We start from the raw sequence: 14434 nt of genomic DNA on the forward strand, positions 1-14434 counted from the left end.
GCCGCCGGGCACCGGGGTCGTTAGGGGTGTCGTTTCGGGGGCGGTCGGGGCCACGATTGGGCTGGTCGGATTACTGGGTGCCGCCGTTACCGGTCGGTAAAAGGCACGCGTTGTGCGAGGGACGCGTTCGTGAACTCAGGGCCGACGAATATCGATTCCAGCTGCGCCGACCCGCGACAGCCGTCGGCGATGTGCTGAAACACCAGTCTCGCGTACGAACCGAGAGATTGAGCAGAGGCGAGTATGCTCCTGAACGAACGTGGCGAACAACTTTCCACGAGTCAATTCACCAAGTTATGTCGCGACCTCGGTGCGGTGTATCGCGAGCACGGTATGCATTCGGAAGACCGGGTGGTACTGAGCGGCGAGAACTCCGCCGAGTTCGTATTGTCCCTGTTCGCACTGCTGGAACTCGGCGTGTCGGTGTGCCTGCTGGATCGCAGGCTGCTGCCCGATGTCTCGGTCGAACTGCTATCCGATTCGGGCGCGACCTGGTTCGTATCCGATCACGACCATCTCGACGCGGAATACGACCGGCTGCGGATCCGGTGGCTGTCCATCGCGGACGCGGTCGCGCAGGCCCGGGCCGGTGGGTCCGGTGACGAGATCCGGGTCGAGCCGCTCGGGCTGGTCGAGTGGGCGCGCCGCGGCGACGGGCTCGTCATCTGGTCGTCGGGCAGTACGGGAAGGCCGAAAGGCATTGTGCGCAGCGCGGCTTCGGTATTGCGCAATGTCGATCGCACGTTGGCCAGGATGGGCTACCGGGATTCGGATGTGCTCTTGCCGCTGCTGCCGTTCACCCACCAGTACGGGTTTTCGCTGCTGCTGCTGTGGTGGCGTTCCGGCAGCACCCTGCTGGCATACAACAGCAGCAGCATCAACGCCGCACTGCACAGCATCATCGAGCGCGGCGTGACGGTGGTGGATGCGGTGCCGGCCAGCTACCTCACCATGCTGCGCATTCTGGAGAAGCGGAAAGAGCTTGTGCCGCAGCTGGATTCGGTACGCATGTGGTGTGTCGGCGGCGAGCCGCTGAGCACCGAGCTGGCAACGAGCTTCCTGGACCGGACCGGTAAGCCGCTGCTGGACGGTTACGGCAGCAGCGAGGTCGGGAATATCGCGCTCGCCAACCTGGACAACCCGGTGTACAGCGGGCAGCCGGTGGACGGTGTGCGAGTGGAGGTCATCGGGAATGTCGGGGCCCCGGTGCCGGCCGGTGTGGTCGGCGAGATCGTGGTGCACAGCCCGGACACCATGGTCGGGGTGCTGGAGCCGGGCGGCCGGGTGCGGCCGGTGAAGCGGCACCGCTTCCACACCGACGATGTCGGCTTCCTGGACGCGCAGGGCAACCTGCGGGTGCTGGGCCGGAAGAACGCGGTGCACCGATTCGGGCACACGCTGTATCCGGATGCGTTGGCGGAGAAGGCAAGTGCGTGCGGCGCCCCGGTGCGGGTGATTCCGGTGGACAGTGCGGAGCGCGGCACCCAACTGGTCTTCTTCGTCGAGGACGCCCAGGAGCGGCCGGTCGCCCACTGGCGCCAGCTCATTCGCCCGCTGCTGGCCGAGCACGAGCGGCCGAACAAGGTCATCGTGCTGCGCGAATTCCCGCTGAACAATATCGGGAAAACCGATCGGAAGGCGTTGACCGAGGCGGCCTGCGCGGCCACCGCACTGCACGACGCGAAATCGTCGCTGTCACCCCTTTCGCTGATGACCGCGACGGGGGATCTGGCCAATATTCCGTTCACCGATCGGGCCGCGGCGCTGACCGATGTCGTGAAATTACTGCGCGAACGCAGTGGCGAGGTCATGGAGCTGCTCACCAAGGTGTGCAATCGCAAGACCGCGCGGGACGAAATCGACACCTCGATCAATGCGCTCAACGGCGCGGTATCGGAGGTCGCGCGGTCGGCGCCGCCGGAGATCGATCAGTTGGCGGTTCTGATGCCGTCGAATATCCCGCTCTACAGTTATGTCCTGTACCTGCTGATTCCCAGCCTGTACACGCGCCGGGTGGTTTTCCGGCCGTCGCGGCGCATCGCGGATGTCACCCGGAAATTGCACGATCTGCTCGGTGGCGTGCACGGTCTGCCGATCGTGCTCGACGAGAGCGAGCAGAACGCGTTCCTGGAGGGTGAGGGCGCGAAGTCGGACGCCGTCGTATTCACCGGGGCGTATGACAACGCGCAGCAGATTCTGTCGAGCCTGCGTCCGGATCAGCTGTTCGTCTATTTCGGACAGGGCGTGAATCCGTTCGTGGTCGGCGCGGACGCGCAGGTCTCGGATGCGGTGGACGGCCTGCTGCGGGCGCGGATGCTGAACTCCGGGCAGGATTGCTTCGGTCCGGACGTGGCCTTCGTGCACACATCGATCAGTGCGCACTTCTGCAATCTGCTGTGCCGCCGGGTGGACGCGCTCCGCTACGGCGGATTCGACGATCCGATGGCCGATTACGGTCCGATGTTCTACATGGACGCATTCGACGGCGCCCTGGAATATCTCCGCAAGCACCGGCAGTACGTGGCCGCGGGTGGCTCGGTGGAACTGGCCGAGGGGCATTTGCGGCCCACCGTGCTGATCCGCCCGGCGGATACCCAGATCAAACCCGCCGAATTGTTCGCGCCGATCTTCAATATCGTCCCGTTCAGCTCGGTGGACTGGCTGCACACCATGCTGCGCCACCCGTATTACGAGGAGCGGGCGATGGCCGCCACGGTATACGGCAACATGCCGGAGACGGTGGAATTGCTCGGGCAGAAACACGCCGTCAGCGTCAACGAGACGATCCTCGATATCGAAAACGGTAACGAGCCGTTCGGCGGGCGCGGCATCAGAGCGAATTACGTGGCATTCAAGAAGAAGCGGCACGCGCGGCCGCTGCTGCTCAGCAAGATCATCGCGGAATACCTGGGCGCGGCCGACCGTGCGGGAGGGCTCGCCTCATGACCGCCGAGGAGATTTCGGCCGATCGGGTGCGGGGCTGTTGGCGCGCCGCACTGACCGGATTGCGCGATGCCGGGGTCCGGGAGGTCTTCGGGCTGCCCGGTGACGATCTGAACGCCCTGGTGGTGGCCGATGAGCTGGGACTGGATTTCACGGTGTGCCGGGATCAGCGCAATGCCGTATTCATGGCCACCGGCTATGCCATGCAGTCCGGTGCGCTCGGGGTCGTCGTGGTCGGCAAGGGGCCCGCGGTCACGAATACGGTGACCGGCATGCTGGAGGCGCGCTATTCGGCCGCGCCGGTGCTGGTGCTGTGCGCGGGCACGGCGCCCGCGGCCCGAGGCTCCGGCGCGTTCCAGGAGTTCGATCAGCTGCCGGTGGCCAGGTCGGTGGCGAAATGGGCTGAGCGGGTTGATCATCCGGACCGCGTCGGGCCGATGCTGCGTCGGGCGATCATGGTCGCCACGCATGGTGTGCCGGGGCCGGTGTATCTCGAGCTGCCCGATCAGCTGAGCGAGGAGGACATCCCGCTCGGCGGCCGGTGGTATCCGGTGCAGCGGCCGGTGGCCACCGACATGGGGGAGCAGGGCGTGGCGCTGGCGGCCGTTCGTGCCGCGAAACGGCCCGTGCTGCTCGTCGGCGGCGGTATGCGGACGCGCGGTGCGGGCGAGCTGCTCGCCCGGTTCGCCGAACATATCGGGGCGGCGGTGGTGTGCACGGCCAGCGGCCGAGGTGCGGTGGACGAATCCCTGCCGTCCTTTCTGGGTTTGGCCGGGCTGTACAGTCCCGGTGCGGTGAACGCGCTGTGGCGGGACACCGATTGCGTTGTCGCCGTGGGCAGTCGGCTCGAGGAGACGGCGACCTTCGGCTGGCCGGACCGCTTGCGCACCGCGGGCGAGGTGGTCCAGATCAATGTCGATGCGGGCGAGTTCAATACGGATTTCGCCGGCCCGATGGTGCTCGGCGACGGCTGTTCGGTGCTCGCCGACTGGCTGGAGCGGTTGCCCGCCGTCCCCGGCTGGTCGGCCACGGTCCATGGGCTGAACGCCGCGTTGCACGAGGAGCACGCGGCGGTGCTGGAGAAGCTGCGCGCGCAGCCGGAGCTGTATATCGCCGAGGTGCTGGACGAGCTGGACAAGACCCTGCCCGGAAATCGAATCCTGGTGCAGGAAAACGGATTACAGGATATGTGGTCCTACTTTTTCCCGACCTGGCGGTGCATCGGCGACGGCGGTTCGATCGTGCCGTCCGAACAGACGAGCCTCGGCTGCGGCGCCGCGGCGGCGGTGGGCGTGCGCCGGGCGGCGCCCGACCGGCCCGTCGTCGCCTTCGTCGGCGACGGTGCCTTCGCGATGTTCGATGCCGACCTGCCGACGGCCAAGAAGGTCGGCGGGGTGCTGTACGTGGTGTTGCGCAACGGCGGATACGGTTGGCTACAAGCGCAATTGGGCAAGCACGAAGGCGTGTCGGACCGGCACAGCTTCGTCGATCCCGATACGGTGCGCCCGGAAGGTGAGCCGATACCGGGGGTGCCGCACATTGTCGTCGACGACAAAAAGTCGTTGGGCGACTGCGTCTCCCGTGCTTGGGCGCTGTGCGAGCGCGGCGCGACCGTGGTGTTGAGCGTGCCGGTGCGGATGAGCGACGCCGTGTTCGCGCCGGAGGAACTCGCGGGGGAGTTCCCGCAGGCGCCCTCCTGAGTAATTCACGAAAGAGTAGGCCGGGGGCGGTGATTCACCGCCCCCGGCCTATCCCTGCGGCCACGCTGCCGCATGGCCGCCGATACCGACCACGCTGTCGGACAACCGGCGGCCAGGGGCGTTCATCGCAGCGAGTGCAACGTGCCCACGAGTTGTTTCTCCGCCTCGGCGGCGTGCTGCGCCATGCGTGCCGTGATCGCGGCGGCGCCCCCGTTCTCGATCAGGGTGGCGATCCGTTCGACGCGGGCGCGCCGGGTCTGCGCGCCCTCGTCGAGGGTGGAGAGATAGAAATCCGTCGCGTTGTAGGCGAGATAGAAGACGTGTTTCTTGAGATTGCTCACCGAGAGAAAACCATATGGCGCGGGGCCGGGTTCCGGTGCGCCGATACATACCGCGGGCACGCCCGACCGCCATGCGTTGATGCACAGGTGGTAGGTGTCGGTAATCACCAAACGGTAGCGGGAGAGTCGAGTGAAAAGGTCGCCGAGGCGGTAATCGCCGGATCGCCGGGGCAGCTCGGCGGCCTCGGGCGGCAAATCGGCGTCGAACCACGGAAACCATTCCGGGCGCGCGCCGAGCCGATCCGACAATGCCTGCCACAGCTCCGGCAGCCAATTCGGGGTATCCGTCCTGGAGCCGACGAATACGCCGATAGCAGCGCCGGAATCCGAATCGTCGGCCCAGCCCGATCGGGGCAGGAAATCCAGATCTTCGAGGCGCAGCAGCAGTGCGGCATCGGTGCCGAAATGGCTTTTTGCGTAATCCTGCCGGATATGGGTCACGGTCGCGGCCGATATCGCGTCCCGCATCCAGATCATCCGGCACCGGGAGACCAGCCGGAAGAATGCGCTGCGATAATCGTCGTCGGCATAGTCGTGCTGGGTGTTGTGCAGTACGGTGCCGCCGTAGGCGATGGTCTTGGCGATCACCTCGTCCGGGGCGGTGGACAGCAGTAGCGCCGGATCGAGCAGGCTGCGTGCCTCGTCCCGGTTGTTGACCAGCTGTTGCCTGGTCAGCCAGTACACCGCGTCCTGCTCCAGGTAGTGCCGGGCATGCAGGAAATCTCCCCAGAACACCACCGCATCGTGGTCGGCCAATTCGGCGTAGGCATCGAGCAGCGGCCGGAATCGGAACGGCAGCTCGGTGCCGTGGACATACGGTCTGATCGGCTCGACATCCGGCGGTTGAATCGTGTACCACGTGATATCGGCATCGATGCCGATGCGTCGGCTCAATGCCCAGAAAGCCAGGTCGACCGAAAGCATTCCCGTATTCTTCAGTCCGGCGTTCGCGGCGGAAACCAGGCCGATCCGCATATCTGATCCTCCAGTTGATGCAATTACTGCGCAGGTCGATGTCGTATATCGGAGTCGTCGGCCATCGGCTCGGCGAGGCAATTTCACGACCCGGACATACCGAATTAAGGCAGCCGAATCGCTCAGGTCAAGAGTTGCAGCGCAAGTGGCACCGCGCAATCCCGAATTGTCGCACTGGTGCGGAATTAGGGGACGATCGCCGTGCGATGCCGGAGCGTAGGGGTGATTAAGGGTTGTAAGGATCGGTCGAACCGAGCATCCTTCGAGATGTCAACGAATCTCGTGTGACTGCGCAAATGATATTGCGGCGGCCTGGATTATTAAGGGGCATGCGGTGCTGGAGTCGAATCATTCGATTTTGGGTCTGGTGCCCGGTGACCGCGCGCTGGTCATCGCGCCCCATCCCGATGACGAAACCATCGGACCGGGTGGCACGATCGCCCGTCTGGCCGCCGATCGGATCGAAGTGCACGTGCTGTGCGTTACCGTGCGCAGCGCACCGATGTGGGGCGGCCGCAGCGATCCGGCGACCCGCACCCAGGAATTCGAAAAGGCCTGCGCCGCATTGGGTGTCACCTCATCCGCCATTGCCTGGGTGGACGACACCGGGGAACTCGACATCAGCAACCGCCGCCGGGCCCTGGTCGATCTCATCGAACGCCATGAGGTCGCATCGCTGGCGGCGGTGCGGCCGCAGGCGCTGTTCATCCCGTCGGCCAGCGGATTTCATCAGGATCATCAGGCGGTGCACGCCGCGGCCTTCGCGGCGGCCCGCGCGCAACCACCGGGGCTCAAGCCGACCTCGCACCTGGTGCTCGGTTATCGCGGCGCCGAGGAACGCTGGTCGTCGCACAACGAGCCGTGGTGGCTGCATGTCGACACGTCGAATTACTGGCACGCGAAGGAAGAGGCGTTGCGCGCGTACGGAACTCAGATGCGGACGGCGGGACCCCGGTCGATTCGGCAGATCCAGTTGATGGATGCCGCGGCCGGCTCGTCGCTGTCCTGGGAGTACGCCGAATCGTTCGTGCCGTACCGGATCGCCTGCTGACGCCCGATCGGTGACCCGCCGTCATCGAGCTGCCGTCGGCAACCGACTTTCCGTGCTGGCCAAGAACTTTGGAGTAATTATGTTCGCTCAGCGACTGGGCATCATCGGTATCGGATATGTCGGATTGCCGCTGGCCGCGGCATTTGCCGAGGCAGGCTACAGCGTGGTCGGCATCGATATAGACCGCGGACGGGTGGACCGGTTGAATGCCGGTCTGTCGCCGATCGACACCGTGACCGATGCCGAGGTGGCGGCGATGCGGGGCCGATTCCGGGCCACCACCGACCCCGCGGTGCTGTCCGACTGCGAAACGATCGTCGTGTGCGTGCCGACGCCGATCGAGGACGAGCGGCCCGATCTCGGCCCGCTCACCAGCGCGACCACCACCGTGCGGGACCGGCTGCGGCCCGGGCAGCTCATCATCGTCGAATCGACGACCTACCCGGGCACCACGCACGGCCTGCTGCTGCCGATTCTGGAGGAGTCGGGTCTGCGCGCCGGCGTCGATTTCGCGTTGGCATACTCCCCGGAACGGATCGATCCCGGCAATACCCGGTTCAATGTCAGGAACACCCCGCGCGTCGTCGGCGGTCTCACCGAGACATGTGCGCGGCGCGCCACCGACTTCTACCGCCTGATCACCGAGGTGCACCCGGCGAAGGGGATGCGTGAGGCGGAGGCGGCGAAGATCCTGGAAAATACCTTCCGCCAGATCAATATCGCGCTGGTGAACGAATTCGCCCAGCTGTGTCACAGCCTGGAAATCGACGTCTGGGACACGATCTCCTGCGCCGCCACCAAACCCTATGGCTACATGCCGTTTTGGCCCGGCGCGGGAGTCGGCGGCCACTGCATCCCGGTCGACCCGCTATATCTGGTGCACCACGCGGCCTCCCTCGGCCTGCCGTTCCACATGGCCGAAACCGCCAACCGGGTGAACAAGTCCGCGCCGCTGTGGGTGGCCGATCGGGGCGTCAAACATCTCGAGGACCTCGGCATACCGGCCAACGCCGCGACCGTGCTGCTCCTGGGGGTGACCTACAAGCCGGATACCGCGGATACCCGGAATACGCCCGCCGTGCCGATCGTTCGGGCGCTGCGGGAACGCGGTGTGTCCGTGATGTTCCACGATCCGTATGTCGACACGCTGCGGTGGCCGGACGGGGAAATCAACCGGGTGCCGGATCTGGCCGAGGCGCTGCGGGAGGCCGATCTCACCATTCTGCTGCAGCGCCATCGCGGCTACGATCTGGACCTGATCGCCGGGGCGCGCAGATTGTTCGACACCACCGGATCGATCCGCTCCGACCACGTCTTCAGCCTGTAATCGACACGGCGACAAGGGAATTGCAATGCGCGTACTGTGCACGATCACCGGTTCCGTCGGCCATTTGAACTCGGTGCTGCCGCTCGCGCGGGCCGTGACGGCGGCGGGACACGAGGTGGAGTTCGCCTGCACAGCGGAGCTGGCGCCGCGGCTCGACGGTGCGGCGGATGTGGTGCATCCGGTATTGCCCGGCATGGATCAGGTCCTCGCGCCGCTCATCGAATTGCTTTGCGGGCGAATGACTCTCGACCCGCAGGTGATGGCGGGATTCGGCACCCCGGCCGGGCAGATCACCTGGGTGGCGACCGGGCCGCACCTCGTCGACGCGTTCCGGCGGCTGCTGCCGATCGCGGAGCGGTTCCGGCCTGACCTGTTGATCCGGGACGGAGGCGAGCTGTCCGGCTGTCTGCTCGCGGAGGCGCTGGACATACCGCATATCAGCGCCCCGTCCGGCGACGGCAACATTCTGGAGCCGGAGCGGGTGCGCGATCCGCTGAACGAGCGCAGGGCCGAGCTGGGCCTGCCCGCGCGGTTCGATCCGTTCGCCATCTTCCCGTTCGGTCGATTCGACTGTGTGCCACCGGAATACAGCTTCGCGACCTTTCCGGGTCCGAATCCGATCGCCTATCGGCAGCCATCGCTGAACGAACATCAGGTACTGCTCCCCGACATCGCGGACCTGCCGCCCGAGCGGCCTTTCGTGGTCGCCGCGGTCGGCAGCGAATTCCCGCTGATGGAATCGGCGGAACAGGCCGGTGTCGACCTCGGTGACGAACTGCGCAATCCGGCCCTGACGATCGGTGCGGTCGCGCAGGCGCTGTCGGAGCTCGAGAGTCACGCCGTGGTGTCCACCGGTGGGATCACCGCCGACAAGGTGGGCGGCGGTACGGACAACGTTCGGGTTGTCGAATGGATGTCACAGCCGCTGCTGCTCGAGTGCGCGCAACTGTTCGTCACGCACGGCGGCTACAACAGCATCCGGGAGGCCATGGCGTCCGGCACCCCGATGGTCGTGCTCCCGCAGTACGGGGACAATCTGACCAATGCCGACCTCGTCGAGCGCTACGGCCTCGGCCTGCGGGTGAACGACCGGTCGCCGTCCGCCATCGCCGAGGCATGCCGGAAGGTCCTCACCGACGTGCGCTTCGGTGACCGCATGCGGCAGGTGCGGCGCGCGATGTCGGCCTTACCGGAGGTGGCGGATATGGTGCCGCGGCTCGAAGCGCTGGCCGGAGCTCGAACACACTGATTGGTACCGTCCGCGCCGGTACGGCACGATGGCCGTATGGACCAGCTCGGCACGCCCCCGGCAGGTCGGTTCGCGCCGCACAAATTGTTCACCGGCAACAAGGCCGTGCCCTGGCTGAGCACGGCCGTCATCGGCGCGACGCTCGTTTCGGCCCGTCCCGCGGCCGAATTCCGGTGGCTCTGGGTCGTTTACGGCGTGGTGGCGGTCTGCTGGGCGTGCTGGTTGGCCTTCGCCGAGCGCGCACCCGTGACGATGCGTGTGGTACTGATCCTCGCCGCCTCCGTGCTGGCCGTCACGAGCGGCGTGCCGAGCGATGCCTCGGCCGTCATCGTGCTGTGCGTGATCATGGGCACCTACGCATCGCTGATCGAGACGTCGGCGCTGGCGTTGGTGCTGGTCAGCATGCTGGTCAGCGGTTTGATCTTCGGCTCGGGCATGTGGTGGGAACATTCGATGCACAGCTCGGTCAGTTACTTCGGCGCGATGGTCATCGCGACGCTGGCCGGGTTGAACCGGCGCCAGTACATCGCCCGGCTCATCCAGGTGGAACTCACACACCGCGAGCAGTTGAACGCCGCCGCGGCCGAGGAGCGCGCGCGAATCGGCCGTGAAATGCACGATGTGCTCGCACATTCGTTGGGCGCCTTGCGGGTTCAGCTGGAGGTGGCACACGCACTGCTCACCGAACACCGGCAGATCGACCGGGCCGCAGAGTATCTCGGCAATGCGCAGCGACTGGCCGAACAGGGTTTGTCCGACGCCAGGCAGGCGGTCGCCGCGTTACGCGAAACCGTGCGATCGTTGCCGGAGTCGTTGCGGCAGTTGGCCGAATCGTTCGATCGCGATCACCGGACACGGGTCGAATTCCATCAGGAGGGCGCGTATCGGGAGTTGGCCCCGGCGGAGAGCATCGCGCTGTTGCGGATCGCCAGGGAGGCATTGACGAACGCCGGGAAGCACGCGCGCGGTCGGCCGGTGTGCATATGCCTGCGCTACGGTGATGACGACGTATCGCTCACCGTGCGAAACCAATTGGACGAGGCCGAATCCGGCGAGCGAGCGGAGTCGCGCGGTTACGGGCTGACCGGAATGCGGGAGCGGATCGAGCTGGTCGACGGATATCTGCGGACGGATGTGATCCGGGACGAGCAAGGCGTGCCCTACTGGCAGGTGCACGCCGCGATTCCGGACAGTGCCGCGCTGAATTCCGAGGTGTGACAAGCGAATTCCCGACCGTCACACGGTGACGACCGGGAACAGGGATGTGGCGCGTCCGGCTCGAGCGAGGGGGAGGAGGAGCCGGACGCGCCACCGTTCAGCGGACTGGGAAACCGCTGTGCAAACGGACTACCGGGGGTAGCCCGAAGAACTGGTGCTGCCGCCCCGTGCCGGGGGCTTCACACCACCGGTGCGCATGTTGAGGATGAAGGTCAGGGCGGCGGTGTTGACGCCCATGGTCAGCATCATCACCGAGCCGCTGGATGCGACCTCGGCGCCGGCGACGTGACCGAGCGCTTCGATCGCGACGTGCGACAGGGTGAGGATGACCCATGCCACCAGGCCGACCTTGCCGACCTTCTGGTACCACTTGTCGCCTTCCTTGCGCAATTGGGTCGCCAGCCCCATCACCGCGCCGCCTATCAGTGAGAAGGCGACACCGAGCACGATGATGACGATGTCGGCGGGTTTCAAAACCTTGTCCAGGTGCCGGAACTGGAGCACACCGATGATGATCAGGGTGGCAGGGGTGCCCCAGACCTCGGTGCTGATGATTTCGGTCCACGTGAACTTCCGGTAGATCATATAAATGATCACCGCGATCACGACGGCGCCGTTGATCAGGGTACTGGTCGGCATACCGTCCTCCCTCGAGACTTGCGGTAACTGTCCAGCCGAGGCTAACGGCGGCGCGGGATCCGAGGCACCAACCCGCGGGTTGAGATCCGGGTTGAATATCGGCCTCCAACCAGTGGCGGGGTTGAAAGGTAATGGGGGCGTTAGGGGTTGGTCGCCATTCAGCCCACCCGTACGGTTCTGGCTGGGGGTCGAGTCGAAGAAAGGACAGGTGAGACCGTGCGGGTGCTGTGTACGGTAACCGGTTCGCAGGGGCATGCCAGAGAGGTGCTGCCGCTGGCCGCCGCGCTCGCGCGGGCAGAACACGATGTGCTGGTGGTGACCGCGCCCGAACTCGCGGATACGTTCCGGGCGGCCGGGTTGCCGGTCCGAGCAGAGCTGCCCGGGATCGTCGAGTCGATCAGCGCTCTGATGCGTGCGCGCAAGGAGGCCGAGCAGGCCGAGGGAATTCGGTTGCCGGAGCCCAGCATTCGGGACCAGCTGTTGCGGACCGCGGCGGGCCCGCACGTCACGGCGATCTACCGAATGGTGTTCGCGATCGCCGCGGACTTCCGGCCCGACGCCGTGGTGCGCGACGGGGCGGAGCTGGCCGGGATGTTGGTCGCCGAGACACTGGGTATTCCGCATATCTCGGCGCCCTCCGGGGCCGGGAACATCATCGATCCGGCCGGGCTCACCGAACCGCTGGCCGAGCGGCGGGCCGAACTCGGATTGCCGCCGGTCGACGGGCCGGTGGTGCACCGGTTCGGCCGGTTCGAGAGTGTGCCGCACGAGTATTCGTTCGCCGAGTACGACATGCCAGAGCCGTTCGCCTACCGGCAGCCGTTGCAGGTCGGGGGCGGTGGCGTGTTGCCGCCGGAATTCGCCGGACTGTCCGGGGATCGCCCGCTCGTGCTGGCGGCGGTGGGTACCGCACTGCCGATGCTCGGCGCATTCCAGTCGTACGGGGTGGACCTGCCCGAACAGGCCACACCGCCGGAGGCCATCATTCGCGCGCTGATCGAGGGACTGTCCGAGGTCGACTGCCATGCGGTGGTCGCGACCGCCGGATTCGCCGTCGACGGGATCACGGCCGGGCCGAATGTGCATCTGCTGGACTGGGTTCCGCAAACGACCGTGCTGCAGTGCGCGCAGCTGTTCCTCACCCACGCGGGCTACAACAGTGTGCGCGAGGCGATCCGCACCGCGACCCCGATGGTGACCCTGCCGCAATTCGGGGATCAGCCGCACAACGCCGATCGGATCGCGCATTTCGGGCTCGGTGAGCGGCTCGCCGAGCTGACCGCGGAATGCGTCCACAAGACGACGACGGCAGTGCTCGCCGACGACCGGATCGCCGCCGAATCCCGGCGGGCGCACCGGAGAATGCTCGCATTGCCCCCCGTGGACGCGGCGGTGGAACACCTGACAGAACTTGTCGCCTCGGCCCGTAACTGATTGGTACGACGGCGAATTCACGAATGGAGCAATGATGGTCAGCGAGGGGCATTACGTAGACGAGCTGCTCGACGTTTTCGCCGCCGATCCGGATCGGGTCGTATTGCATTGGCGCGACGAGGTTTTCACCGCAGCCCGCTGTCGCGAGCTGGTGTACCGAGCGGCTTGCGCGTTGCGGGACAACGGGATCGGTGCGGGAGATACGGTTGCCCTGCTCACCGTGACCAACAGTCCGGCGACGCTGCTCGCGCGCTACGCGGGCAATCTGCTCGGCGCGACGGTGATGCATATCGGCGGGGTGAACGCCGCCGACCCGCTGGACGAGGTTTCGGTCGAAACCCAGCGCGAGGTGTGGGCGCGGTCGGGCAGCGCCGTTCTGGTCACCGACGCCGACCGCCGTGCGCACGCGGGCAAGGTCGTCGCCGGTACCGAGGGCCGGTTGCTCGGCTGGGGCTTCGCCGACGCGGATATCCCGGATCTTCTTGTGGGCGAGTCGGATTCGCCGGTAGAGGCGACCACCGGCGGCATCGCCACGGTGGTGTACACCAGCGGGACCACCGGGCTGCCGAAGGGGGTCGGGCGCACCTTCGCCGCGCTCGACATGATGATCGGCGGCGCTCGTCAGGGCGGCGGACGGCTCGTCATGATGGTGACAACGCCGGTGACCCAATCGGTTTCGGGTATGGCCGACGGTGTGCTCGCCGGCGGCGGGACGCTGATCCTCCGGGAGCGATTCGAGGCCGGCGATGTGCTGGCGACGATTCAGCGTTATCGGGTCAACCGGCTGTATCTCGCCACGCCGCAGCTGTACCTGCTGGTCGACCATCCGGACCGCGGCGGCGCCGATCTGTCCAGCCTGCACGAAATCTATTACGGCGGTTGCGTTGCCGCGCCCGCCCGGCTGCGGCAAGCCGTCGAGGCGTTCGGCGAGGTGCTGGCCCAGGTGTACGGGTCGACGGAGTCCTGGGCCATCGCCGGGTTGACACCCGAGGAGCACCTGCGACCGGAATTGCTGCACACGGTCGGCAAGCCGGTTCCCTTCGCCGAGTTGCGCATCTGCGATCCGGAGACCCGAACCGTGCTGGCCGCCGGAGCCACCGGTGAGGTCTGCCTGCGCTCGCCGATGATGATGCAGGGCTACTGGCGCGCACCCGAGCTGACCGAGCGGGTCTTGATCGACGGGTGGCTGCACACCGGCGATATCGGCTATTTCGACGACGACGGCTACCTGCATCTGGTCGACCGGCTCTCCGAAATGATCAAGACGAACGGTGTGAAGATCTATCCGTCCGAGGTGGAGAAATCGTTGCTCGCGTATCCGGGCATCGCACAGGCCGCCGTATTCGGTGTCGCCGACAGCGATTACGTCGAGAACATTCACGCCGTGGTGGTGCCCGACGGGGACGGTGAAAATCTCGCCGAGCGGTTGCGGGAACATATCGCCGCCGAACTGTCTGCTGCGCATGTACCCGCCGTTGTTCGATTCTGTACCGAATTGCCCCTAACCGAAGCGGGAAAGCCGGACAAACGCGCGCTGGCGGCGCAAGCAAAATAGCT

At 66.2% G+C, this 14434-nt stretch carries 10 protein-coding genes; 8 read left to right on the forward strand and 2 right to left on the reverse strand.

Going from position 1 to position 14434, the window contains the following annotated elements:
- Positions 1-243 precede the first annotated feature (243 nt).
- Positions 244-2946, forward strand: a complete 2703-nt coding sequence (locus tag LGY53_RS10495) for an aldehyde dehydrogenase family protein (protein WP_225726460.1) — start codon at positions 244-246, stop codon at positions 2944-2946.
- Positions 2943-4643 carry a thiamine pyrophosphate-binding protein gene (locus LGY53_RS10500; protein ID WP_225726461.1) on the forward strand — a complete coding sequence of 567 codons (1701 nt, stop codon included), beginning with the start codon at positions 2943-2945 and terminating at the stop codon, positions 4641-4643. The genes LGY53_RS10495 and LGY53_RS10500 overlap by 4 nt, the downstream gene beginning before the upstream one ends.
- Before the next feature lie 122 nt (positions 4644-4765).
- On the opposite strand, the gene LGY53_RS10505 is transcribed toward LGY53_RS10500, so the two are convergent.
- A complete protein-coding gene (locus tag LGY53_RS10505; RefSeq protein ID WP_225726462.1) occupies positions 4766-5959 on the reverse strand; it encodes a polysaccharide pyruvyl transferase family protein in 1194 nt (397 codons plus the stop codon).
- Between the two features lie 334 nt (positions 5960-6293).
- On the opposite strand from LGY53_RS10505, the gene LGY53_RS10510 reads away from it, so the two are divergent.
- The 4 genes from LGY53_RS10510 to LGY53_RS10525 all read left to right on the forward strand — a co-directional run bounded on the left by LGY53_RS10510 (position 6294) and on the right by LGY53_RS10525 (position 10804).
- Positions 6294-7010 (forward strand): PIG-L deacetylase family protein, encoded by a 717-nt coding sequence (locus LGY53_RS10510; protein ID WP_225726463.1) that lies wholly within the window; start codon positions 6294-6296, stop codon positions 7008-7010.
- A 79-nt stretch (positions 7011-7089) separates the two neighbouring features.
- Positions 7090-8337 carry a nucleotide sugar dehydrogenase gene (locus tag LGY53_RS10515; protein ID WP_225726464.1) on the forward strand — a complete coding sequence of 416 codons (1248 nt, stop codon included), beginning with the start codon at positions 7090-7092 and terminating at the stop codon, positions 8335-8337.
- A gap of 25 nt (positions 8338-8362) precedes the next feature.
- Positions 8363-9586: a glycosyltransferase gene (locus LGY53_RS10520; protein WP_225726465.1), complete on the forward strand. Its 1224-nt coding sequence runs from the start codon at positions 8363-8365 to the stop codon at positions 9584-9586.
- A gap of 36 nt (positions 9587-9622) precedes the next feature.
- Positions 9623-10804, forward strand: a complete 1182-nt coding sequence (locus tag LGY53_RS10525; protein ID WP_225726466.1) for a sensor histidine kinase — start codon at positions 9623-9625, stop codon at positions 10802-10804.
- A gap of 129 nt (positions 10805-10933) precedes the next feature.
- Here LGY53_RS10525 and LGY53_RS10530 read toward each other — a convergent pair whose 3' ends face one another.
- Positions 10934-11443 carry a hypothetical protein gene (locus LGY53_RS10530; RefSeq protein ID WP_225726467.1) on the reverse strand — a complete coding sequence of 170 codons (510 nt, stop codon included), beginning with the start codon at positions 11441-11443 and terminating at the stop codon, positions 10934-10936.
- 216 nt (positions 11444-11659) lie between these two features.
- On the opposite strand from LGY53_RS10530, the gene LGY53_RS10535 reads away from it, so the two are divergent.
- On the forward strand, positions 11660-12877 hold the full coding sequence (locus LGY53_RS10535; protein ID WP_225726468.1) for a glycosyltransferase: 1218 nt from the start codon (positions 11660-11662) through the stop codon (positions 12875-12877).
- Between the two features lie 31 nt (positions 12878-12908).
- Positions 12909-14432, forward strand: a complete 1524-nt coding sequence (locus LGY53_RS10540) for a class I adenylate-forming enzyme family protein (protein WP_225726469.1) — start codon at positions 12909-12911, stop codon at positions 14430-14432.
- Positions 14433-14434 lie beyond the last annotated feature (2 nt).

This window comes from Nocardia sp. JCM 34519.1, assembly GCF_020361265.1.
In the GTDB taxonomy this organism is placed as follows: Bacteria; Actinomycetota; Actinomycetes; order Mycobacteriales; family Mycobacteriaceae; genus Nocardia; species Nocardia arthritidis_A.